The sequence below is a fragment of the Bartonella sp. SL317 genome, from assembly GCF_059687655.1.
The window spans coordinates 1,694,585-1,716,353 of record NZ_CM185144.1 but is presented as its reverse complement, the minus strand read 5'-3'; the positions used below and the strand labels follow the sequence as shown (position 1 = coordinate 1,716,353).

General features: G+C 38.3%; 14 protein-coding genes, 1 tRNA gene and 2 pseudogenes. 4 read left to right on the top strand and 13 right to left on the bottom strand.

The features are described from left to right. Positions 1-120 precede the first annotated feature (120 nt). A tRNA-Leu gene (locus AC6ER9_RS07075) sits at positions 121-203 on the bottom strand. Between the two features lie 167 nt (positions 204-370). Here AC6ER9_RS07075 and trmFO point away from each other — a divergent pair. Further along, positions 371-1,782, top strand: a pseudogene (gene trmFO, locus AC6ER9_RS07070) (methylenetetrahydrofolate--tRNA-(uracil(54)-C(5))-methyltransferase (FADH(2)-oxidizing) TrmFO). Positions 1,783-2,825: 1,043 nt separating this feature from the next. Here trmFO and AC6ER9_RS07065 read toward each other — a convergent pair. The 8 genes and pseudogenes from AC6ER9_RS07065 to AC6ER9_RS07030 all read right to left on the bottom strand — a co-directional run bounded on the left by AC6ER9_RS07065 (position 2,826) and on the right by AC6ER9_RS07030 (position 14,008). Next, entirely contained in the window at positions 2,826-3,104 is a 279-nt protein-coding gene (locus AC6ER9_RS07065; RefSeq protein WP_497074062.1) for an HU family DNA-binding protein, read from the bottom strand. A 231-nt stretch (positions 3,105-3,335) separates the two neighbouring features. Continuing rightward, on the bottom strand, positions 3,336-5,762 hold the full coding sequence (gene lon / locus AC6ER9_RS07060) for an endopeptidase La (protein ID WP_497074061.1): 2,427 nt from the start codon (positions 5,760-5,762) through the stop codon (positions 3,336-3,338). A 181-nt stretch (positions 5,763-5,943) separates the two neighbouring features. After that, a complete protein-coding gene (clpX, locus tag AC6ER9_RS07055) occupies positions 5,944-7,218 on the bottom strand; it encodes an ATP-dependent Clp protease ATP-binding subunit ClpX (RefSeq protein ID WP_497074060.1) in 1,275 nt (424 codons plus the stop codon). Positions 7,219-7,400: 182 nt separating this feature from the next. Then, positions 7,401-8,033 (bottom strand): ATP-dependent Clp endopeptidase proteolytic subunit ClpP, encoded by a 633-nt coding sequence (gene clpP / locus AC6ER9_RS07050; RefSeq protein WP_212112123.1) that lies wholly within the window; start codon positions 8,031-8,033, stop codon positions 7,401-7,403. A gap of 151 nt (positions 8,034-8,184) precedes the next feature. Further along, positions 8,185-8,991 carry a glycosyltransferase family 32 protein gene (locus AC6ER9_RS07045; protein ID WP_497075306.1) on the bottom strand — a complete coding sequence of 269 codons (807 nt, stop codon included), beginning with the start codon at positions 8,989-8,991 and terminating at the stop codon, positions 8,185-8,187. Positions 8,992-9,001: 10 nt separating this feature from the next. Beyond that, positions 9,002-10,377: pseudogene (trkA, locus tag AC6ER9_RS07040) on the bottom strand (Trk system potassium transporter TrkA). Between the two features lie 4 nt (positions 10,378-10,381). Next, positions 10,382-11,740 (bottom strand): nitrogen assimilation response regulator NtrX, encoded by a 1,359-nt coding sequence (gene ntrX, locus AC6ER9_RS07035; RefSeq protein ID WP_497074059.1) that lies wholly within the window; start codon positions 11,738-11,740, stop codon positions 10,382-10,384. A gap of 3 nt (positions 11,741-11,743) precedes the next feature. Then, on the bottom strand, positions 11,744-14,008 hold the full coding sequence (locus AC6ER9_RS07030) for a sensor histidine kinase NtrY-like (protein WP_497075305.1): 2,265 nt from the start codon (positions 14,006-14,008) through the stop codon (positions 11,744-11,746). A 174-nt stretch (positions 14,009-14,182) separates the two neighbouring features. Between AC6ER9_RS07030 and rirA the strand changes: the two genes are divergently transcribed. Genes rirA through AC6ER9_RS07015 form a run of 3 tightly spaced genes read left to right on the top strand, consistent with a single transcriptional unit; the run spans position 14,183 to position 16,327 of the window. After that, positions 14,183-14,626 (top strand): iron-responsive transcriptional regulator RirA, encoded by a 444-nt coding sequence (rirA, locus tag AC6ER9_RS07025; protein ID WP_497074058.1) that lies wholly within the window; start codon positions 14,183-14,185, stop codon positions 14,624-14,626. 25 nt (positions 14,627-14,651) lie between these two features. Continuing rightward, positions 14,652-15,842, top strand: coding sequence for a bifunctional 2-C-methyl-D-erythritol 4-phosphate cytidylyltransferase/2-C-methyl-D-erythritol 2,4-cyclodiphosphate synthase (locus tag AC6ER9_RS07020; RefSeq protein ID WP_497075304.1), 1,191 nt, complete (start codon positions 14,652-14,654; stop codon positions 15,840-15,842). Continuing rightward, on the top strand, positions 15,839-16,327 hold the full coding sequence (locus AC6ER9_RS07015) for a CinA family protein (RefSeq protein ID WP_497074057.1): 489 nt from the start codon (positions 15,839-15,841) through the stop codon (positions 16,325-16,327). The genes AC6ER9_RS07020 and AC6ER9_RS07015 overlap by 4 nt, the downstream gene beginning before the upstream one ends. Positions 16,328-17,216: 889 nt before the next feature. Here the strand turns inward: AC6ER9_RS07015 and AC6ER9_RS07010 are convergent. From AC6ER9_RS07010 to AC6ER9_RS06995, 4 genes are all read right to left on the bottom strand, one after another. Then, the gene (locus AC6ER9_RS07010; protein WP_497074056.1) at positions 17,217-17,678 is read right to left on the bottom strand and encodes a type II toxin-antitoxin system RatA family toxin; all 462 of its coding nucleotides are present in this window, start codon (positions 17,676-17,678) and stop codon (positions 17,217-17,219) included. A gap of 2 nt (positions 17,679-17,680) precedes the next feature. Beyond that, on the bottom strand, positions 17,681-18,643 hold the full coding sequence (lipA, locus tag AC6ER9_RS07005) for a lipoyl synthase (protein ID WP_497074055.1): 963 nt from the start codon (positions 18,641-18,643) through the stop codon (positions 17,681-17,683). A 68-nt stretch (positions 18,644-18,711) separates the two neighbouring features. Further along, positions 18,712-20,172, bottom strand: a complete 1,461-nt coding sequence (gene lpdA, locus AC6ER9_RS07000) for a dihydrolipoyl dehydrogenase (protein ID WP_497074054.1) — start codon at positions 20,170-20,172, stop codon at positions 18,712-18,714. Positions 20,173-20,408: 236 nt separating this feature from the next. Further along, the gene (locus AC6ER9_RS06995) at positions 20,409-21,761 is read right to left on the bottom strand and encodes a pyruvate dehydrogenase complex dihydrolipoamide acetyltransferase (protein ID WP_497074053.1); all 1,353 of its coding nucleotides are present in this window, start codon (positions 21,759-21,761) and stop codon (positions 20,409-20,411) included. Between the last annotated feature and the right edge of the window lie 8 nt (positions 21,762-21,769).

Sequence of the window (21,769 nt, the reverse complement as noted above, 5' to 3'; positions counted from 1 at the left end):
TTCTCAAGGAGAGGGATAAACCCACTCTAATCATCATTACATTTTAACACTTTAAGTGTTACATTACCATGAAGCGGAATTTCAGACATTTAGAAATCCGTAGCACTTAAGGGATTGCTTTGGTGCGGATGGAGGGACTCGAACCCCCACGGTCTCCCGCCAGAACCTAAATCTGGTGCGTCTACCAATTTCGCCACATCCGCTCAAACTTAGCAAGCTAATAACCTTATACAAGCGGCGTTTCTATACCATTAATTATAGAAAAAAAGCAAACAAATATATTAAAAAAACTCAATACACACCATTCTTATAAAAAATAAAAACAAAATCTAGGCTTTTCATACACGGCGGCTTACGCTAAAAGTCGATTATGCTAAAGACATTTGATACTCCAATTCATATCATCGGTGGCGGTCTTGCAGGGTGTGAAGCAAGCTGGCAAATCGCTCAATCAGGAATTCCTGTTATTTTGCATGAAATGCGTCCCCAAAAAAAGTCAGATGCCCATAAAACCGATAAATTGGCAGAACTGGTTTGTTCAAATTCATTTCGCTCTGATGATTCATCAACAAATGCCGTAGGACTTTTACATGCTGAAATGCGATTAGCAAAATCGTTGATTATGAAAGCGGCTGATGCTAACAAAGTCCCTGCAGGGAGTGCTCTTGCTGTGGATCGTGATGGATTTTCAAAAACTGTGACATCAGCACTTGAAAATCATTCGCTTATAACAATCAAACGCGAAGAAATTCAAGATATTCCCGAAGATTGGAAGCATGTTGTCATTGCAACGGGGCCCCTTACCTCACCTGCACTTGCTCAAGAATTAAAAGAAATAACCGGTATAAAAGCTCTTTCTTTTTTTGATGCTATTGCCCCTATTATCCATACCGATAGTATTGATACGAATATTTGTTGGTATCAGTCTCGCTACGATAAAATTGGTCCTGAGGGAACAGGAAAAGATTATCTTAATTGTCCCCTCAACAAAGAACAATATGAATTATTTGTTGAAGCATTAAAGAATGCAGAAAAAACAGAGTTTCGTGACTTTGAAAAAACGCCCTATTTTGATGGATGCCTCCCCATTGAAATTATGGCTGAGCGTGGACTGGAAACTTTAAGACACGGACCGATGAAGCCTATGGGCTTAACCAATGCTCATAATCCCACCGTTAAACCCTATGCTGTCGTTCAATTGCGCCAAGATAATAAACTTGGAACGCTTTACAATATGGTCGGCTTTCAAACAAAACTGAAATATGGCGAACAAATCCGTATTTTTAGAATGATCCCCGGTCTTGAAAAAGCAGAATTTGCACGTCTTGGTGGTCTTCACCGCAATACCTATCTCAACTCTCCAATCATTCTTGATCCAACTCTTCGTTTAAAACAAAAAAAACAGCTACGCTTTGCTGGGCAAATTACCGGATGTGAAGGTTATGTAGAATCAGCAGCAATAGGGCTTCTTGCTGGACGTTTTTCTGCGGCCGACTATCATCATAAATGTCCTTGTCTCCCCCCACAAACCACAGCGTTTGGAGCTCTTTTGAATCATATTACAGGGGGGCACATTATAGATGAAGATGCAGAAAGACAGTCTTTCCAGCCAATGAATATCAATTTCGAACTCTTCCCCCTATTGCTTCTCTAAAACATTCAGGAAAACGCTTGCCAAGTAAAGAAAAAAAATTAGCAAAAAAACAAGTTATAACAGCGAGAGCTCTCAATGATTGTATTCAGTGGCTAACAAATAAAGAATCCAAGAGCCCCTGTTTATAAAAAATACATGATTTATTTCTCATCTACTGAATAGATCTCTATAACCCTCATAAAATAATCATTCTAAAGCCTTGTTTAAAAGGCTCTCTCAATCAATAGACGCTGTTCTATATTTCATCATTTATTCAATAATGTAAAAGATATGAAATAATTTTTTATTATAAAAATTATTTATCTATATAAATCATTTAATATACCTCAATGAAAAAAACAATTTAACGGTATAAATTTATTATGACAATTAAAAATAAATCTATATCAAATAGAAATAATAATTTACTTTTATCAATATTCATTAAGTTATAATATTATATTACTCTATAATATAATTTTTATTATTTACTTCATTCCTTAATATTTATAAGATCTTATAATTTTAACTTTTATGTAATGAAAAAAATCACTTGTATAGCACAAGTGAAATAAAAATATGGACCTAAAATATTAAAAAAAACAGCTGAATATATTTTTTCCAGCTCAAGAGCCAAAAAAAAATCATCTGCTTAACCAGTCAATTACTGCCTTATAAGCAAATTGTTACTGTAAGTTAAGAGAACTATAAAAAAAGGAATAAAACGACCTCTTAGAACACCCGCCTCAAATGCTGAATGCTCACCGCAATATTGTAGAAACTGAGAAAATAGTATGATGGCACAATGTGCACTTCTATTAAGCAAAAAGACAGTAACTCATAATAGCTTTTATGAATTTCACAGTTTTTTTACCTTATACCCTTTATGAGTGTTATTTGGAAATAAATACCGTAGCGCTTCCATATCATAAAAGTAAACATCATATTTATAAGCTATACAATGCCCTATTATTAAAATAGAATATTTATTGAAATAAGCTTGAGACAATACATTTAAAAACCACGGTATTTTAGACAATATTTGAAATGATTTTCAAATATATTAGAAATTCATGAAATAAGAAAAGTACCGTACAAATCTCAAAAATTTTTGTATGAAAAACGCGTACGGTGCATATATATTAAAAAACCCGATAATAAATAAATCGGGTTTTTTTTAATATCGTTTATATTATTTTTTATTAACTGCTTCTTTAAGGCTTTTTCCTGCAGAAAATTTAGGTACAGAACGTGCTGGAATATCGATCTCAGCACCAGTTGAAGGATTACGCCCCTTTGTCGCAGCACGATGAGAAACTTCAAAAGAGCCAAAACCTGGAAGACGAACATCTCCCCCTGAAGCCAACGCCTCTGTTACAGAAGCCATAAAAGCATCAACAACAGCCCCTGCTTGCGCTTTTGAAACACCTGCCTTTTCAGCAACGGAGCTAATCAATTCACTTTTATTCATGAGATATTTCCTTTCCCTGTATTACCTGACAACATGATCTAATCCATGTTATTGGTCAGTTTATTGAAAAGTACAGCAAACAGAAGTCTTATTTTTATCCAAAACATTGTTTTTTAGCAATAATCACAGTTATTCACGGAATTTTTTATTTTTTTTCGACAAAAAACCAAAAAACAACTATGAAAACACTTTCTGCTCCCTAAAAGAGGCCGTTATAAAGAGATAAGTGAATCAGTGCGCAATCTGTATTCCTTCATTATCGCTGCTTTCTGACCGGATGGGAACAGCCACTGTAGAAGGCTCCTTCCATTCAATAGTGTCGGGGAAACGAACCAAAGCGTGTTTTAAAACTTCACTCACATGATTTACCGGAATAATTTCCATATTATTTTTGACATCATCAGGAATATCAACCAAATCTTTTACGTTTTCTTCAGGAATGAGTACTTTTTTTATTCCTCCTCGAAGCGCAGCTAAAAGTTTTTCTTTTAATCCACCAATGGGTAAAACACGACCACGTAAAGTAATTTCTCCAGTCATAGCGATATCTTTATGCACAGCTATCCCTGTAAGAACCGAAACAATCGCGGTTACCATTGCAATTCCAGCAGATGGACCATCTTTTGGTGTCGCCCCCTCTGGAACATGAACATGGATATCGCGTTTTTCAAAAAGCGGAGGTTCAATACCAAAATCAACAGCACGAGAACGAACATAAGATGCAGCCGCAGAGATAGACTCTTTCATAATATCACGCAAATTCCCAGTGACAGTCATCTTTCCTTTTCCGGGCATCATAACACCTTCAATAGTCAATAACTCTCCACCAACCTCTGTCCATGCAAGGCCTGTTACAACACCAATGTAATTTTCTCCTTCAATCTGATTATAGTGGTAACGTTTTACTCCTAGGAAATCATTAATATTATTTTCGGTCACTTTTACAGATTTTTGATGCGTTTTGAGAATTTTTGTAACAGATTTACGGGCAACTTTCATGAGTTCACGCTCAAGGTTACGAACCCCTGCTTCACGTGTGTAAAACTGAATAATCGACCTTAGTGCTCCATCAGAAATACTGAGTTCTTTTTTAGACAAACAGTGCTCTTTTAAGGCCTTCGGTAAAAGATGCTGCTTAACAATTTCCATTTTCTCACATTCAGTATAACCAGCAATACGAATAATTTCCATTCGATCCATTAATGGACCTGGAATATTAAGCGTATTGGCAGTTGTGATAAACATGACATCAGAAAGATCATATTCAACTTCCAAATAGTGGTCAGTGAATGTACCATTTTGTTCAGGATCAAGAACTTCTAATAAAGCCGAAGAAGGATCTCCACGAAAATCTTGTCCCATTTTATCAATCTCATCAAGCAAGAAAAGCGGATTAGATTTTTTTGCCTTTTTCATAGACTGGATAATTTTTCCAGGCATCGAACCAATATATGTTCGGCGATGTCCACGAATTTCTGCTTCGTCCCGCACACCTCCCAACGAGATACGAACATATTCACGTCCCGTCGCCTTTGCAATAGAGCGCGCTAATGATGTTTTTCCCACACCAGGAGGACCTAACAAACAAATAATGGGACCTTTTATCTTCGACGCGCGACTTTGTACGGCCAAATACTCAATAATTCTCTCTTTAACTTTTTCAAGACCGAAATGTTCGTTATTCATGACCTTTTCAGCAAAATCTAAATTGTTTTTAATCTTAGATTTTTTACCCCAAGGCATTGCTAATAACCAATCAAGATAATTACGAACCACTGTCGCTTCTGCAGACATAGGAGACATATTCCGTAATTTTCTCAACTCTGCTACAGCTTTTTCCTGTGCTTCCTTGGAAAGCTTTGTACTCTTAATACGGTCTTCTAGTTCAGAGAGCTCATCGCGGCTATCATCACCTGCTCCTAACTCTTTTTGAATAGCCTTCATCTGCTCATTGAGATAATATTCCCGTTGGTTTTTTTCCATTTGCCGTTTAACGTGCGAACGGATACGCTTCTCAACCTGCAAAACAGAAATTTCTCCTTCCATGAAAGACAGAACACGTTCAAGACGATCCCGTACAGGTAAAAGCTCTAATATCTCCTGTTTTTCTGCAAGTTTAATCATCAAATGAGAGGCAATCGTATCAGCAAGCTTAGAAGGATTATCAATCTGGCCAATTGCATTGACAACTTCAGGAGAGATTTTTTTATTAAGCTTTACATAATTTTCAAAATAAGCAATTACCGACCTTGAAAGAGCTTCAATCTCAACATCACCCTCTTTAGGTTCTTCTGTAACAGTTGCAAAAGCCTGATGATAGCCTTCACTTAAAGCAAACTGACTAATTTTTGCACGGGCTGTTCCCTCAACCAAAACCTTTACAGTGCCATCAGGAAGCTTTAAAAGTTGAAGAATATTTGCAAATGTACCAATATGATAAATATCCTCTGCTTTTGGATCATCATCAGAGGCATTTTTTTGTGTCACCAACAGTATTTGCTTGTCAATCGCCATCGTTTCTTCAAGAGCACGAATCGATTTTTCGCGACCCACAAAAAGTGGAACAATCATATGGGGGAAAACAACAATATCACGAAGAGGTAAAACAGCATAAACCCCATCTCTTAACTCATCTGTCTTTTCATCAATATATTGCATAACTCTCCTTTCTGGAGCCTATGAGCTATCTATAACACAGAGACCACTCTTAAAAAATCTCAGCTCTCCACAATACATGAAGTGGTAATTTCTAACACATAAATCAAGCATTATAACGATATTATTAGAAAACTCATTAATACCGTTCATTACCACTTTTTATATTGTACAGCGCACACTGTTATGCTGATACATTTTCTTTATCTTCTGTACATTCTGAGTAAATATAAAGAGGACGCGCTTTTCCATCAACGACATCACTCGAAATAACCACTTTTTGAACACCTTCAAGAGCCGGTAGCTCAAACATCGTCTCAAGCAGGATTTTCTCCATAATAGAACGTAAACCACGGGCACCAGTTTTACGTTCAATGGCTTTCTTCGCAATAGCACGTAAAGCATCTTCATGAAATGTTAACTCAACATTTTCCATTTCAAAAAGGCGCTGATATTGTTTTACTAAAGCATTTTTAGGTTGTGATAAAATTTGTACGAGAGCGTTAACGTCTAAATCCTCTAAAGTAGCAACGATAGGAAGGCGCCCGATAAATTCTGGTATTAAACCAAACTTTATAAGATCTTCAGGCTCCAAATCACGAAAGATTTCACCAACGCAACGCTCATCAGGGGCCTTAACGGTCGCAGAAAAACCAATAGAAGTTTTTTCCCCACGCCCTGAAATAATTCGCTCTAAACCTGCAAAAGCTCCTCCACAAATGAATAAGATGTTTGTCGTGTCAACTTGAAGAAACTCTTGTTGCGGATGCTTACGTCCACCTTGAGGAGGAACAGAAGCAATCGTTCCTTCCATAATTTTTAATAACGCTTGCTGAACACCTTCCCCCGAAACATCTCTTGTAATAGAAGGATTGTCAGCTTTACGAGAAATCTTATCGACCTCATCAATATAAACAATACCACGCTGCGCACGTTCAACATTATAATCCGCCGCTTGAAGAAGCTTTAAAATAATATTTTCAACATCTTCCCCCACATAGCCGGCTTCAGTCAAAGTGGTCGCATCCGCCATTGTAAAAGGAACATCAATAATACGTGCTAATGTCTGTGCAAGATAAGTTTTACCGCAGCCCGTTGGACCAACAAGAAGAATATTTGATTTCGCTAACTCAATATCATTGCTTTTGGACTGATGCGCCAACCGTTTATAATGATTATGGACTGCGACAGAAAGAACACGCTTTGCATGCTGCTGACCAATAACATAATCATCAAGAACTGTTATAATTTCCTGCGGAGTAGGAACGCCATCACGCACCTTAACCCCAGAAGACTTATTTTCTTCCCGAATAATATCCATGCAAAGCTCTACACATTCATCACAGATAAATACAGTAGGCCCCGCAATAAGCTTACGCACCTCATGCTGACTCTTGCCGCAGAACGAGCAATAGAGAGTATTTTTTGATTCGTTCCCGCTATTGCTAATTTTGCTCATGTTTCTTTCCTTTCACCACGATATATGAATACTTCGCCTTTTCAAAGGAAGCTGTTCATCATGAAAACTAAAAGACATATAGAAAATCATAAATGTCTCAATATTTTTAGGGATCTCTTTTAATTTTGCGATATTTCTATAAAACTCTTTATTTAAAATAGCTATTTTTTCTATAAAAATTCTTAATCCTTTTCTTCTTTTTCAGTCTCAGCACGATAATGTATAACATCATCAACTAAGCCAAATGCTTTAGCTTCTTCTGCTGTCATAAAATGATCGCGATCAAGCGTTCTCTCAATAACCTCATAATCTTGACCTGTATGTTGAACATAAATTTCATTTAAACGCCGTTTCATCTTTATAATATCTTGTGCATGTCGCTCAATATCTGACGCTTGACCTTGAAAACCACCAGATGGTTGATGCACCATAATACGCGCATTTGGTAAAGTAAAACGGTGACCTTTTGCTCCAGCTGTTAACAATAACGATCCCATAGATGCTGCCTGCCCCATGCAAAGCGTAGAAACAGGAGGGCGAATAAACTGCATCGTATCATAAATTGCCATACCAGATGTCACGACCCCTCCTGGAGAATTAATATAAAGACTAATTTCTTTTTTGGGATTTTCCGCTTCCAAGAAAAGTAATTGAGCACAAACGAGCATTGCCATACCATCTTCAACAGGACCATTAATAAAAATAATCCGCTCCTTTAAAAGACGGGAAAAAATATCATAGGCCCGCTCACCACGATTGGTTTGTTCAATAACCATAGGAACAAGGCTTAAGGCTGTTTTCATTGGATCACTCATATTTTTACTTTCCTTGTCATATAACAATCGCTCTTTACACATTCAATATTTTTATCCATAGGCTAACATTACCCTCTTGTGCACGCGACAATCAAGAGCTGTTTTGGATAGATTAAAATCCCAATGGTTAAAATAGCGATAATAACTCTACTTAAAACAAACCATGAACTTCAGGAATGCGAGAGACTGCCCAATGGTAAAAACTTCCTTCCTGAGGTCTTTGCGTGGTCTTGGTCTTTCTGTGAATATGAAATCCTATCAAGCGTGAATCTGTGAGCAGTTTTATGCCAAAAGCTGGTTCAAAGATGTACTCAGTTTTTCGCCCTGTCCAATAATAAAAAGTTTGCTTTGCCTTTGCCTCGTGAAAAAAACCATATTGTTTTGCTAATCGTGAAATACCATCATTGCCAAATATCGTAACGCCAAGATTTCTGGGTAAAACTGGTATTTTTTTTCTCTTTAACCAAAATGGTCTCCAAACACGACGCTTAAAACCAAGCCAATGAGGAATAATTTCTGTACTTGCCCAATAATCTTCAAACACTTTTATGATAGGGTTATCTGGAGGAAAATAAAGGGCAGAAACGCCCACTCTTACATTATTTTCTCTTGCTAACCAAACCTTATTCGCATCTGGATGAAATTGTTTAATGAGGTAAACATCTGTATCTAACCAAACACCTTGTTGATATTTCATCAGCATAACACGAAAAAAATCCGAGAACTGAACAATTGTACATCCTGGTTTATCCTCAGAAAAAGAGGGATCAAGGCGATAAATTGCTGAACGCGGTAAAATTGATTCGGCTTCATGCAATTCAACACCAGCAGGGAGATTATCTATTTTCTTATCATAACTAAAAAGCTTAACGCGCTGTCCAGTTTTGACCATTGAGGACAAACAAAGCCTATCCACCAATCTTAACTGTCCACTATACCAAAAAGTACAAATATCCATCAATAATATATCAAAAATATTCCAAACTTACGCGAAAAAGTTGTTCAACATCACGAACTCTATCAGCAAGGGCAAAAATCACTACTCTATCACCAGACAAAATACGCGTCTCTGCTGAAAGCTGTATTATTGTCTTATTACGATAAATTGCCCCAATTCTCAAACCATCTGATAAATTAAGCTCTGATAATGACTTACCAACCAATGAAGATGTTTGCATTACTTCAGCTTCAATAATTTCTGCTCGACCATTAAAAACTGAATGAACACAACGAATACGCCCACGACGCATTTGTTGCAAAATTTTTGATATTGTAACGCTATGTGGATTAAGATAGGCATCCACACCAACAGTACGGCTAAATTCTTGGTAGGCAACATTATTAATTAACACCATATTGGCTTTGCATCCCAATCTTTTAGCAATAATAGCGCTTAAGAGATTAACCTGATCCTGATTGGTCAATGTAATCATTAAATCGGCCTGATCAATGCCTGCATCTTGAAGAATCATCGGATCTAAGACGTTACCATATAAAACGGTTGTTTTTTCAAGCTGATCAGCGATTGTAAGGGCTCTTTCTCTTTGCGATTCTATAATCTTTAATTTTAATTTATGGAGACGCTTTTCGATAGCCTGAGCAACATAAAGGCCAATGTGCCCCCCCCTGCAATAATCATGCGGTGGGCATCTTGTTCTTTATGACCAAAAAGCCCAACAGCACGACGCATCTGCTCACGAGCAACAACAAGATAGGTTATATCACCAACGCGTAATTGCGTTTCTGAATGTGCAATCAACAATTCTGAGCCACGTTTAATCGCGGTAACCGTTGTATTAAGATCTGGAAAAAGCTCTGTTAATTGACGCAAAGGGGTATTAATAACAGGACAATCTTCCATACACTCTAAGGCTAGCGCAACAATATCATCATTACAAAAATAAAGAACATCTATTGCACCAGGCAGAGCAATACGGCGTAAAACCATTTCCCCAACTTCAACTTCTGGCGAAATGACCACATCAATGGGGATATTCTCTCTGGAAAAAAGTGTCTTATAGCGTGGTTCTAAATAAGATTGTGAGCGAATACGAGCAATTTTTGTGGGAACATTAAATAATGAATGAGCGACTTGGCAAGCAACCATATTCACCTCATCAAACAAAGTAACAGCAATCAGCATATCAGCTTTGTCCGCATCAGCAGCCAAAAGAACTTCAGGCCGTGAACCATGACCAACAAAACCTCTTACATCCAATGTGTCGCGAATTTTTTCAATTAATCTGGTTTCAATATCAATAACAGTCACATCGTGATTTTCAGCAGAAAGACGCTCTGCTATCCCATAACCAACCTGTCCTGCACCACAAATAATAATACGCATAACTTTAAGAAACTCCAAGCGCTTTAAGCTTACGGTGCAAAGCTGAACGTTCCATGCCTATAAATTCAGCAGTGCGGGATATATTTCCACCCAAACGCCCAATTTGCGCTACTAAATATTTCTTTTCAAACAATTCCCGTGCTTCACGCAATGGTAAATCCATGATACTTTCATCTGAATCCATTTGAAAACGTGGCAAAGAATCACTCACTTCACTGGGGAGAGAGTCCGCTGTTATAGGACCATCACCATCTCGCACAAGAATGAGAAGACGTTCAATATTGTTGCGTAATTGCCGTACATTACCCGGCCAAGCATGCGTTTGCAATATAGCGATCACATCATCACTGATTTCACGCGGCTTAATTCCAACCTGCTGCGATATTGTTTTTACAAAATGATGAACCAGTTCTGGAATATCTTCACGACGGGCTGAAAGGGGAGGAATAGCAATAGGAACAACGGAAAGGCGATGGAAAAGATCTTCTCTAAAGCGCCCATCAGAAATAAGGTTTTCAAGATTTTGCGCTGTTGAAGAAATGATACGAACATCCACTTTAACACGTTTTGTACCGCCAACTCTTTCAAATGCCTGTCCCGTTAACACGCGAAGAATCTTACCCTGAGTCTCACGCGGCATATCAGCAATTTCATCAAGATAGAGTATTCCACCATGAGCTTCCTCTAAGGCACCGATCTTGCGCTCTCTTCCCTCCATTTCACTACCAAACAACTCTATTTCCATTCTTTCCGGCGTAATCGTTGCTGCATTTATTGTAACAAAGGGCCCATCTGAACGTGTTGAGAGCGCATGTATGGTTCGTGCAACAGTCTCTTTTCCCGCCCCTGAAGGACCTGTTATCATGATACGACTATTGGTTGGCGCTACTTTTTCTATAATTTGGCGCAAATTTTTAATAACCGTTGATTTTCCGAGTAATTCCAATGTCTCGTTCGAGCGTTTTCGCAATTCTAAAAGCTCACGTTTCAAATTTGAGTTTTCGAGTGTTCGCTCAGCAACCAATACAAGTCTGTCTGCTTTAAAAGGTTTTTCAATAAAATCATAGGCCCCTCTCTTTATAGCAGAAACAGCAGTCTCAATATTCCCATGACCAGAAATCATAACAACCGGAAGAGCCGGATATTGCGTTTTAATTTCATCAAGCAGTGCGAGACCATCAAGGCGACTTCCCTGTAACCAAATATCTAAGAAAATGAGTTTTGGAATACGCTCACTAATTTGAGCCAATGCTTCATCAGAATTACAAGCAACACGCGTTTCATAACCTTCATCATCTAAAATACCAGCAACAAGCTCACGAATATCCGCTTCATCATCAACAATCAAGATATCTGATACCATATACTATTCCCCTATCTTATGATTTATAGCTTGTATAATACGACCCTGCTTTTCTCCCTGCGCCGGAAATATCAAACGGATCATCGCACCACGACCTTCATAAAAACTCTCTGGTGCATCATGAAGCTCCATAGAACCACCGTGATCTTCTATAACTTTGCGTACAATGGCTAATCCTAGTCCTGTTCCTTTCTCCCGCGTTGTTATATAGGGTTCTAATAGCTTTTGTCTTTGCTCTTTAGGAAGTCCTTTCCCGTTATCAACAACATCCACAATCACCCATTCTTCTTGACGATAAGAACGGATAAGAATATGGCCGCGAATATTTTCCTCTCGCAAAACAGAATCTATGGATTCACTGGCATTTTTGATAACGTTGCAAAAAGCCTGTACAATGAGACGATTATCAAATGCCCCCATAAGGGGGTGACTTCCTAAGTCTTGCTCAAAATGAATATCATGTCGCGTTACTTCTATCAAGAAACATGCTTCACGCAACAATTCACGTATATCTAAAACATGCATTTGTGGTTTGGGCATACGTGCAAAAGAAGAAAACTCATCAACCATACGCCCAATATCGCCAACCTGTCGAATAATTGTGTCAATACACCGCTCAAAAACCTCTCTATCTTGTGTAATAACTTTGTTATAACGTTTACGAATACGCTCAGCCGATAACTGAATAGGTGTGAGGGGATTTTTTATTTCGTGTGCAATACGCCGTGCAATATCGGCCCACGCTGCTGTACGTTGTGCTGCAACAAGATCTGTAATATCATCAATGGTTAGAACCCAAGATTGCCCCTGTCCATCATCCTCTTCCATCGTAACTTGAACATTACAGACACGCTCTTTTCCTGCAACGTTTAAAGTGACCTGTTCATGATGATTTTTACGCCCCAATGAACGTGCAAATTGAAAAACCTGCCAGATTTCAGCACTCAAAGATAAAAGGCTTTGTCCAACAACCTGTTCAAAACGAATATCAAACATCGTTTCAATAGACCGATTAATAATTGTAATATCACCATTATCATCGATACCGGCTACTCCCGCTGTTACACCCGATAACACAGCTTCAGAAAAACGCCGTCTTTCATCAATTTGATCACGCACTGCAATCAATTCATTGCGCCGACTTTTCAATTCACTGACCATATAATTAAACGTTTTAGATAATTGCCCAATATCTCCATCTTTTGCTCGTACTGGTACAAAAATTTCCATATTCCCAGAAGCAACATCATCAGCAGCACTAATGAGAAGACGAATAGGACGAACTAAGCGATCAGCGACAGCAATCGCAGCCCAAATAGCGGATAAGAACAAACTAAAAAAAAGACATAAATAAAGCATACCAAATGCAATTTGCGTCAGCAGGCGGTTTTCATTTAAATCGCGATAACGATCTGTATTGACTTCTGTCAAACGCAAAGCCGATAAAACGCCTTTATCAACATCACGCACCAAATATAAAAATGTGTTTGGAATATTGGTAAATTTTAAAATAATACCAAAATAATCGTGAACACCTGGCTGAAAAGAAAAAGGCCTTGCACTGGTTGCACGTTCAATAAGATGCGCAGGAGGAATTGGCAGTTTATCCTCATCACCAATAGCACTTGATATAAAAATAGTTCCGCTAGAACTTAACAAAAATGCACCACGCAAATTGCGTCCTAGAGCATGACGCGTCAATTGCATCCGATATTCAGCTGGATTACGTTCTAAAAGTTTTTTATTATCAAGTGCAAACGCCATAGCATAGGATAAGTTTTTTAAATTTTGAAGCATTTCATCTGCATAAGCATTTGCTAAATCAATAGAAGAACCTACAATTTGCCGCGTTGTTGTATCAAACCATCGATCAAGCCCTAAATTTAATGCGGGACCTGATACAAGAGCGACCGCAACAGCTGGCATCGTTGCAACAAGTGCAAACAATGAAATAAGACGCACATGAAGGCGTGATCCTGCACGTCTTGAACGCCAAGCACGAATGATGGGAATCATCTCATAAAAAACGATGACAACAAGCCCTAAAATCCAGAAACTATTAATCCCTATAAGAATAAGGGTGACCGTTCTACTGGGAACAACAGGGGTTAATCCGATAAGAATAATAAATGAAGCAGAAGCTGTAAGTAAAGCCAAGACAATAATAGCAATCCCTAAAAAGATATATACCTTATTTAAACGATACAAATCATCGTTATAAGTACTTTCATCCATGTCTTGAAGTTTCGTCACAGACGTTGCATTCATCATGAGCTTACAGATCCTTATCCCATTATTCTCATATAACCTTTTGTGACAGAAATTGACAATAGTAATACTCTATTTAAAATAGAGCAAATATAGTCAATGGGAAAGAACTGCTCCATTTTACAAAATCTTTAAATTAAACCGCATTCGATAATGCTTTACAAAGGAAATGAGATGCGATTAACAAAACAGACAAATTATGCTCTTCGAATGCTCATGTATTGTGCAGATAATCAGGGAACTCTCAGTCGTGTTCCAGAAATTGCTAAAACATATGCTGTTTCGGAACTTTTTTTATTCAAAATCCTTCAACCGCTTGTTCAAGCAGGTTTTATACAAACAGTGCGCGGACGCAATGGTGGTGTTAAATTGGCTAAACCCGCAGCAGAGATTTCAGTTGCTGATGTTGTGAAAGTTACAGAAGATAACTTTTCTCTCGCAGAATGTTTCGATCCTGCTGAATCCAATTGCCCATTGATTGATTTTTGTGGTTTAAATACCGCACTTCAAAAAGCATTAAATGCTTTTTTTGAGGTGTTATCTGTGATATCCCTTGCTGATTTACAACGGTCATCCTTTCAAAATCATTTTAAAATGAACGATAAAAGAGTAAACTGAAATCATAATACAAGGAGATTTTAATATTTCTATCGCAGCAATAATATTAGCCGCTGGACGTGGTGAAAGAGCAGAATCTCCCTATAAAATTCCAAAACAATATCGGCTTCTAGGACAAAAGCCGGTTATTTATCATACTGTTCGTTGTTTTTTGCAGCATCCAACTATCACAACGATTATCCTGGTTATTCATCCAGAAGATCGTCAAATCTGTGAACAAGCACTCGCCGAATTTAAAGAGCGCCTTATTATCGTTGAAGGAGGCAATACACGTCAAATCTCTACCTTACATGGGCTGCAGGCACTTAAAAATCTCAATCCCCAATATGTGCATATTCATGATGGAGCACGCCCCTTTGTCGAAAATAAGCTCCTTGATAACATTCATAACACGATCACGTCTGAAAAAGGTGTTCTTCCTGTTTTACCAGTCTCTGATACGCTTAAACGCGTCAATCATCAGCATGTTTTAGAAACAATTCCCCGTACCCATCTTTACTGTGCACAAACGCCACAGTGTTTTCCCTTTGATCATATTTTAGCAGCCCACAAACAAGCAAAAAAACTTGGTAAAGAAGACTTTACTGATGATTGTGCCATTGCCGAATGGTTTGGGATTCCTATGCTTACTGTTCTAGGTGATCCTCATAATATAAAAATTACATGGCAAGAAGATTTTGATACCGCCCTTTTCCACCTCCAGAAAAAAATGCAAATGTTTCCTGATATCCGTACTGGCAATGGTTATGATGTTCATTCTTTCGAAGAAGGAGATTTTCTCATATTATGTGGTATAAAGATCCCTTTTCATAAAAAATTAAATGGACACTCCGATGCGGACGTTGCGCTTCATGCATTAACAGATGCTCTTCTTGCAACCCAAGGTGCAGGAGATATTGGTACACATTTTCCTCCCTCTGATCCTCAATGGAAAAATGTATCATCAGAAATTTTTCTACGCCATGCGCTTGATATTATTATACAAGCGGGTGGTCGTATTGCGAATGTGGATATCACAATTATCGCTGAAAACCCTAAAATTGGCCCCTATCGTCACGCTATGACAGAAAACCTTATGACAATACTTGCAATAACACCTGATCGCATCTCTATCAAAGCAACAACAAATGAAAAACTGGGATTTATTGGTCGTGGCGAGGGCATTGCAGCTTTGGCAACAGCGAGTGTTCTTTATCCAGGAGAAATTCCCAAATGACATGTTTTTGTGAAAAACAAGCGCGTGAAGTTCTTAATACCTGTCGCCAAAAAGGTTTGCTGTTAACAACTGTCGAGTCTTGTACAGGAGGACTCATTTCTGCAAACCTCACGAATATTGCAGGATCATCCGATGTGCTCGATTGTGGATTCGTTGTTTATTCAAATGAATCCAAAACGCGCCTTGTTGGTGTATGCGCTGAACTTATAAAAACCTACGGTGCCGTCTCAAAGGAAGTTGCTCTTGCAATGGCCGAGGGTGGATTAAAACATTCACAAGCTGACATTGCGGTTTCTGTAACAGGCATTGCTGGTCCAGGAGGTGCAAGTCTGAACAAACCTATCGGACTTGTGCATTTTGCGGTTGCTTACAAAAATCACTCTCCCCTGCACCAAGAAATGCATTTTGGTGATCTTGATCGAAAGACTATCCGCCATGCAACTGTTGAGAATGCTTTTCAAATGATTCTGGAACTACTTCACTGAATTACCATACCAATTTCAAAATTCTCTCTTCCACATTGGAGTCATAATTGTCATCAGAATAATTTATTATATTCCAACTTGGACATAAAAGACCCGAATATCCTAAAGTTATTTCCAGTCCTTTTTTATGTTGAATTGAACAAATTCATTCACTTTCAAACCGCAAATGATGAAAGCTGTGTGAAATAAGAATTATGAAAAAAAGAACATTTGTGCCTCTATCAAGTGCGAAGAGCTGCTGCAACATCTAAGAGATAACAAGAGTGTAAACTACTTCTTCATAAGTCATAAGTGTAAATGCAGTGCACAATTTTATACACTTTTACGGCGTCTTTGTACCATTTATATGCGCTGTCGTGAAATGAGAATCTCTTGTTCTGAGAGATATTGCTTTTTTTTAAAAGCCTATGAATATATGTCATAAAAGCGAGACCACACACACTTTGTCAACTCTTAATATCACGACAACTCTTAGTCCTTTATCGATTCATAAAAGACATAACTTATTCCTTCCTTTAATAATTTTTATCCACATGCCTCTTAGCATTTATAACATGCAAGTGAGTGTTTTTCATTGTTTCAATATAAAAACAGACCTAGAACGAAAGAATCCTACGGTATTAAGAGTTTTAACTCAATATGAATAATAATATATTATTATAAATCAATATATTACCTGATAATGTTGTGATGTTCTGTTAAAAAAATGTGCCCCTAAAAAAGAAAGAAGCAAAAGTGTGAGACTATAAGCATCTCAATTATTTAAAATGATCTTTCTTTATATGCCTTTGAAAACCAAAACCCTGAATTAAAAGGCATGAAGATAAAAATTAATTTCTATTTTTATGCCTTTATAGCAATGTGTATTGTAAAAAAATAACGCAATAGATTATGTTACCGAAGAGCCATAAATCTGATGAGCACGTTTTTCAAAAGCATCGGTAAATTTACGAAATGCAATATCAAACATTGAGCCCATCACGCGTCCGAGTATTTTATTTTTAAATTCATAATCAATAAAAAATTCTATATTACAGGCATTGGTATTTTCAATATCATGAAAGATCCAACGGTTTTCAAGATATTTAAATGGCCCATCAATATAGTTAACCTCTATCAAGCCTTTTTTCGGCTGAAGAAAAACTTGTGTTGTAAAAGTTTCCCGAATAACCTTATAGCCAACAGTCATATCTGCAAGAAGCAATGTTTTTTCTTCACATTTCTTGCGAGAGCGTATTATTAAAGCCTCACACATAGGTAGAAATTCAGGATAACGCTCGATATCGGATACAAGGTCAAACATCTCACGAGCACTATGAGCAACTTGCCGATGTGTTGAAAAATTTGGCATTGTTATCTCTGTAAAGCAAATTTTTCATCACGCGCTTTTTGCAAAATGGCAAAATCATCTCCTGCATGATGAGATGAACGCGTCAAAGGATTAGAAGCCATATGTAAAAATCCTTTTGCTTTACCAATTTTGGCAAAGGATTCAAACTCTTCAGGAGGTACAAAACGAATAACTGGATGATGTTTTCGCGTAGGCTGCAAATATTGTCCAATGGTCATAAAATCCACATCCGCAGCGCGTAAATCATCCATCAACTGCAGAATTTCATTTCTCTCTTCCCCAAGGCCAACCATAATTCCCGATTTTGTAAAAATTGTTGGATCCAATTCTTTAACACGTTGTAACAGACGAATTGAATGAAAATAACGCGCTCCTGGACGAACCTTTAAATATTTAGAAGGAACTGTTTCTAAATTATGGTTAAAAACATCAGGCTTAGCAGCAACAACAATTTCTAGAGCACCATCCTTATGACGAAAATCAGGGGTAAGAACTTCAATCGTCGTTTTAGGCGCTTCTCGACGAATCGCATAAATAACTTTTGCAAAATGTTCAGCACCACCATCAGCAAGATCATCGCGATCAACCGATGTGATGACGACATGCTTTAATTCCATCCGCGCAACAGCATCGGCTACACGTGCTGGCTCATTATCATCAACGGCAAGCGGAATACCTGTTGCAACGTTACAAAAAGCACATGCGCGCGTACATATCTCACCCAAAATCATAAAGCTGGCATGCCGCTGGCTCCAACATTCACCAATATTAGGGCAGCCTGCTTCTTCACAGACAGTCACTAACTTATGGGTGCGAACAATGCTATGCGTTTCCTTATAGATCGGTGATGTTGGTGCTTTTACACGAATCCAATCTGGCTTTTTCTGAACGCTTGTATCTGGACGATGGGCCTTTTCAGGATGACGCAAACGTCTATTCGTAACTCTATCAACAACCGTAACCATTTAAGCCTTTGCCTTATAAATACGAAGGATTCATGAAAAATATAAGATTTTTCATACAAAGCCAACCATCAAGCGTTTAAAACTTGATCATAAGCATCCAACACACTTTCTTTCATCATTTCCGATAAGGTCGGATGTGGAAAGACAGTATGCATTAATTCTTCTTCTGTAGTTTCAAGATTCATGGCAATAACAAACCCCTGAATCAATTCTGTTACCTCAGCCCCTACCATATGAGCTCCAAGAAGCTGTCCTGTCTTTTTATCAAAAATTGTTTTGACTAATCCCTGATCTTCACCCAAAGCAATCGCTTTGCCATTGGCTGAAAAGGAATAACGACCAATCCGTATATCATAACCTGCTTCTTTTGCTGCCGCTTCTGAAAACCCTACAGAAGCAACTTGCGGTGTGCAATAGGTACACCCTGGAATTTTTTTCTTATCAAGCGGATGAACATTTTTTAAACCAGCAAGACGTTCAATACATATCACGCCTTCTTCTTCTGCTTTATGCGCTAACATAGGAGGACCTGCCACATCACCGATAGCATAAATACCTGCAACTCCTGTCCAACTCCATTCATCAGTTACAATGCATCCACGATCGGTTTTTATTCCCACAGCTTCTAACCCAAGATTCTCAATATTACCCTGAACCCCAACAGCGGAAATTAATCGGTCAACCGTTATTGTCTCTGTTTTGCCTTGAACATCAATATGTACAGTCACAGAATTGAGAGCTTTTTCAACTTTTGTTACTTTTGCTTGGCAAAGAATGCGTAAACCTTTTTTCTCTAACTGTTTACGAGCAAATGTTGAAATTTCAATATCTTCAGCCGGCATGATATGAGGCATCATTTCAACAACAGTGACCTCAGCGCCCATATCACGATAAAAGGAAGCAAATTCAATGCCAATAGCTCCAGATCCTATAACCAAAAGCGATTTTGGCATTGCTGGTGGTATCATCGCTTCAAAATAAGTCCAAATGAGCTTTCCATCTGGTTCAATATTAGGAAGAACACGAGGGCGTGCTCCTGTTGCAATAATGATGTGCTTTGCTTGATAAGTCCCCGCTCCTAATGTTCCTTTAGGGACTGGATTTTGCGGTTGCATAATTGGCTTGGACGATGACGAAACCATAATTTCCGCAGGCTGGCTTCCTTTCGCTTCCTTCGTAAGCTTTGCTTCACCCCAGATAATATCAATTTTGTTTTTTTTCATTAAAAAACCAACACCCGCATTTAAACGTGCTGAAACGCCGCGTGAACGTGCCACAACATCTTTGATGCTTGCTTCAATTGAACCATTAATTTTTAGTCCATAATCTTTTGCATGTTCGGCAAAATGTTTCATTTCCGCTGAACGTAAAAGGGCTTTTGTTGGAATACATCCCCAATTTAAACAAATCCCCCCTAAATGTTCACGCTCAACAATTGCTGTCTTAAAGCCACATTGCGCTGCACGAATTGCGGTTACATATCCGCCTGGACCTGATCCAATCACAATTACATCATAAAGACTTGCCACAGTAATTCCTCCATGGATATATATAAAATGGCTATGTACTTTTTAAACTTAAGACTAAAAACCAACATGACAGAATGATCTTACGTCTTTTACTCTCAGTATCATATAAATACTTTATCCAAACTAGAAACAGCAATAATATTCTAGAAACGGCCATAATATTGCTCTTCAGACTTTTTAAATTTGTTTTTACTCTCTTAACACACTCTCTGACAATTTACGTGAAGAACTTTCGTTCAAACCAACATTGCTAATGGATTTTCAATTATCTTCTTAAAAGTCCGCGCGAGCTCTGCTGCTAAAGCTCCATCAACAGCGCGATGATCAGCAGAAAGTGTAACCGACATAACTGTCGCGACAGCTAATGCACCATTTTTAACAACAGCGCGTTGTTCTCCTGCACCAATGGCAAAAATCGTCGCATGCGGTGGATTAAGGATAGCAGAAAAACTTTTTACACCATACATCCCCATATTGGATACAGCTGTTGTCCCCCCTTGATATTCTTCCATTTTTAACTTGTGCTCACGCGCCCGCTTTGTAAAATCTTTCATTTCTTTTGAAATAAGCGATAACGGCTTTTCCTCTGCATGGCGAATGATCGGCGTAATTAATCCATTGGGAATAGACACTGCAACCCCAACATCACAATGTTTATGATGAAGCATTCCACCTTCAAGCCAAGAGACATTCGCATCAGGAACCGCTTTCAAAGAAAGAGCCACAGCTTTGATCACCATATCATTAACTGAAAGCTTATAAGTAGGCTTAGCTTCTTCCTGCGTCTTAACCATTGGTGCAGCAGCATTCAACTGCGTACGCAGCGCTAATAACGCATCAAGTTCACAATCTACACTCACATAGAAATGTGGAACTCTTTGTTTTGATTCCACCAAACGTGTAGCAATCGTTTTACGCATATTATTATGGGGAGTGAAGATATATTCATCCTCTTTAAAGAGCTTCAATATCTGTTTATCAGAAGCACCTGCTGCGACCGCCTCTCCCATCTGTGACGCATAAGAAGCTTGAGAAAGACCGCCGCTCATAGCTTTTTCTACATCGCGCTTGATAATACGTCCATGCGGACCACTTCCAGAAATAAGAGATAAATCAAGACCAGCCTGCAAAGCTAATCGCCGTGCTAAAGGAGAAGCAAAAAGACGATTTCCTTCTTTATCTTGCTGTATGAATTGCTGCACTGATGATTCATGAGACATTTTTACATCCTTTGAGTCCGCCGGCTTTAGAAAATCTGTCTGTTTTACGCTCTCTTTACCCTCTGGTTCTTGTCTTGCAACAGAAGGCGTTTCTTCTACAACTTTTGCAGCTTCAGCTAAATCTTCACCTTCTTCTGCTAAAACCACAATCAAAGCATTCACTTTAACGCCTTGTGTTCCAGCAGGAACAACAATTTTAGCAACTGTACCTTCATCAACGGCCTCGACTTCCATCGTCGCTTTATCCGTCTCAATTTCAGCAATAACATCCCCAGAAGAAACCTTATCACCCTCCTTAATATTCCATTTTGTTAAATTTCCCTCTTCCATCGTAGGGGAAAGCGCTGGCATTGTAATTTTAATGGGCATTATGCTTT

Bases quoted from the DNA above. Each gene is read 5' to 3' on its own strand.
- AC6ER9_RS07065 (WP_497074062.1), bottom strand. From the start codon at position 3,104: ATGAATAAAAGTGAATTGATTAGCTCCGTTGCTGAAAAGGCAGGTGTT.
- lon (WP_497074061.1), bottom strand. From the start codon at position 5,762: ATGCAATATATTGATGAAAAGACAGATGAGTTAAGAGATGGGGTTTAT.
- clpX (WP_497074060.1), bottom strand. From the start codon at position 7,218: ATGAGCAAAATTAGCAATAGCGGGAACGAATCAAAAAATACTCTCTAT.
- clpP (WP_212112123.1), bottom strand. From the start codon at position 8,033: ATGAGTGATCCAATGAAAACAGCCTTAAGCCTTGTTCCTATGGTTATT.
- AC6ER9_RS07045 (WP_497075306.1), bottom strand. From the start codon at position 8,991: ATGGATATTTGTACTTTTTGGTATAGTGGACAGTTAAGATTGGTGGAT.
- ntrX (WP_497074059.1), bottom strand. From the start codon at position 11,740: ATGGTATCAGATATCTTGATTGTTGATGATGAAGCGGATATTCGTGAG.
- AC6ER9_RS07030 (WP_497075305.1), bottom strand. From the start codon at position 14,008: ATGAATGCAACGTCTGTGACGAAACTTCAAGACATGGATGAAAGTACT.
- rirA (WP_497074058.1), top strand. From the start codon at position 14,183: ATGCGATTAACAAAACAGACAAATTATGCTCTTCGAATGCTCATGTAT.
- AC6ER9_RS07015 (WP_497074057.1), top strand. From the start codon at position 15,839: ATGACATGTTTTTGTGAAAAACAAGCGCGTGAAGTTCTTAATACCTGT.
- AC6ER9_RS07010 (WP_497074056.1), bottom strand. From the start codon at position 17,678: ATGCCAAATTTTTCAACACATCGGCAAGTTGCTCATAGTGCTCGTGAG.
- lipA (WP_497074055.1), bottom strand. From the start codon at position 18,643: ATGGTTACGGTTGTTGATAGAGTTACGAATAGACGTTTGCGTCATCCT.
- AC6ER9_RS06995 (WP_497074053.1), bottom strand. From the start codon at position 21,761: ATGCCCATTAAAATTACAATGCCAGCGCTTTCCCCTACGATGGAAGAG.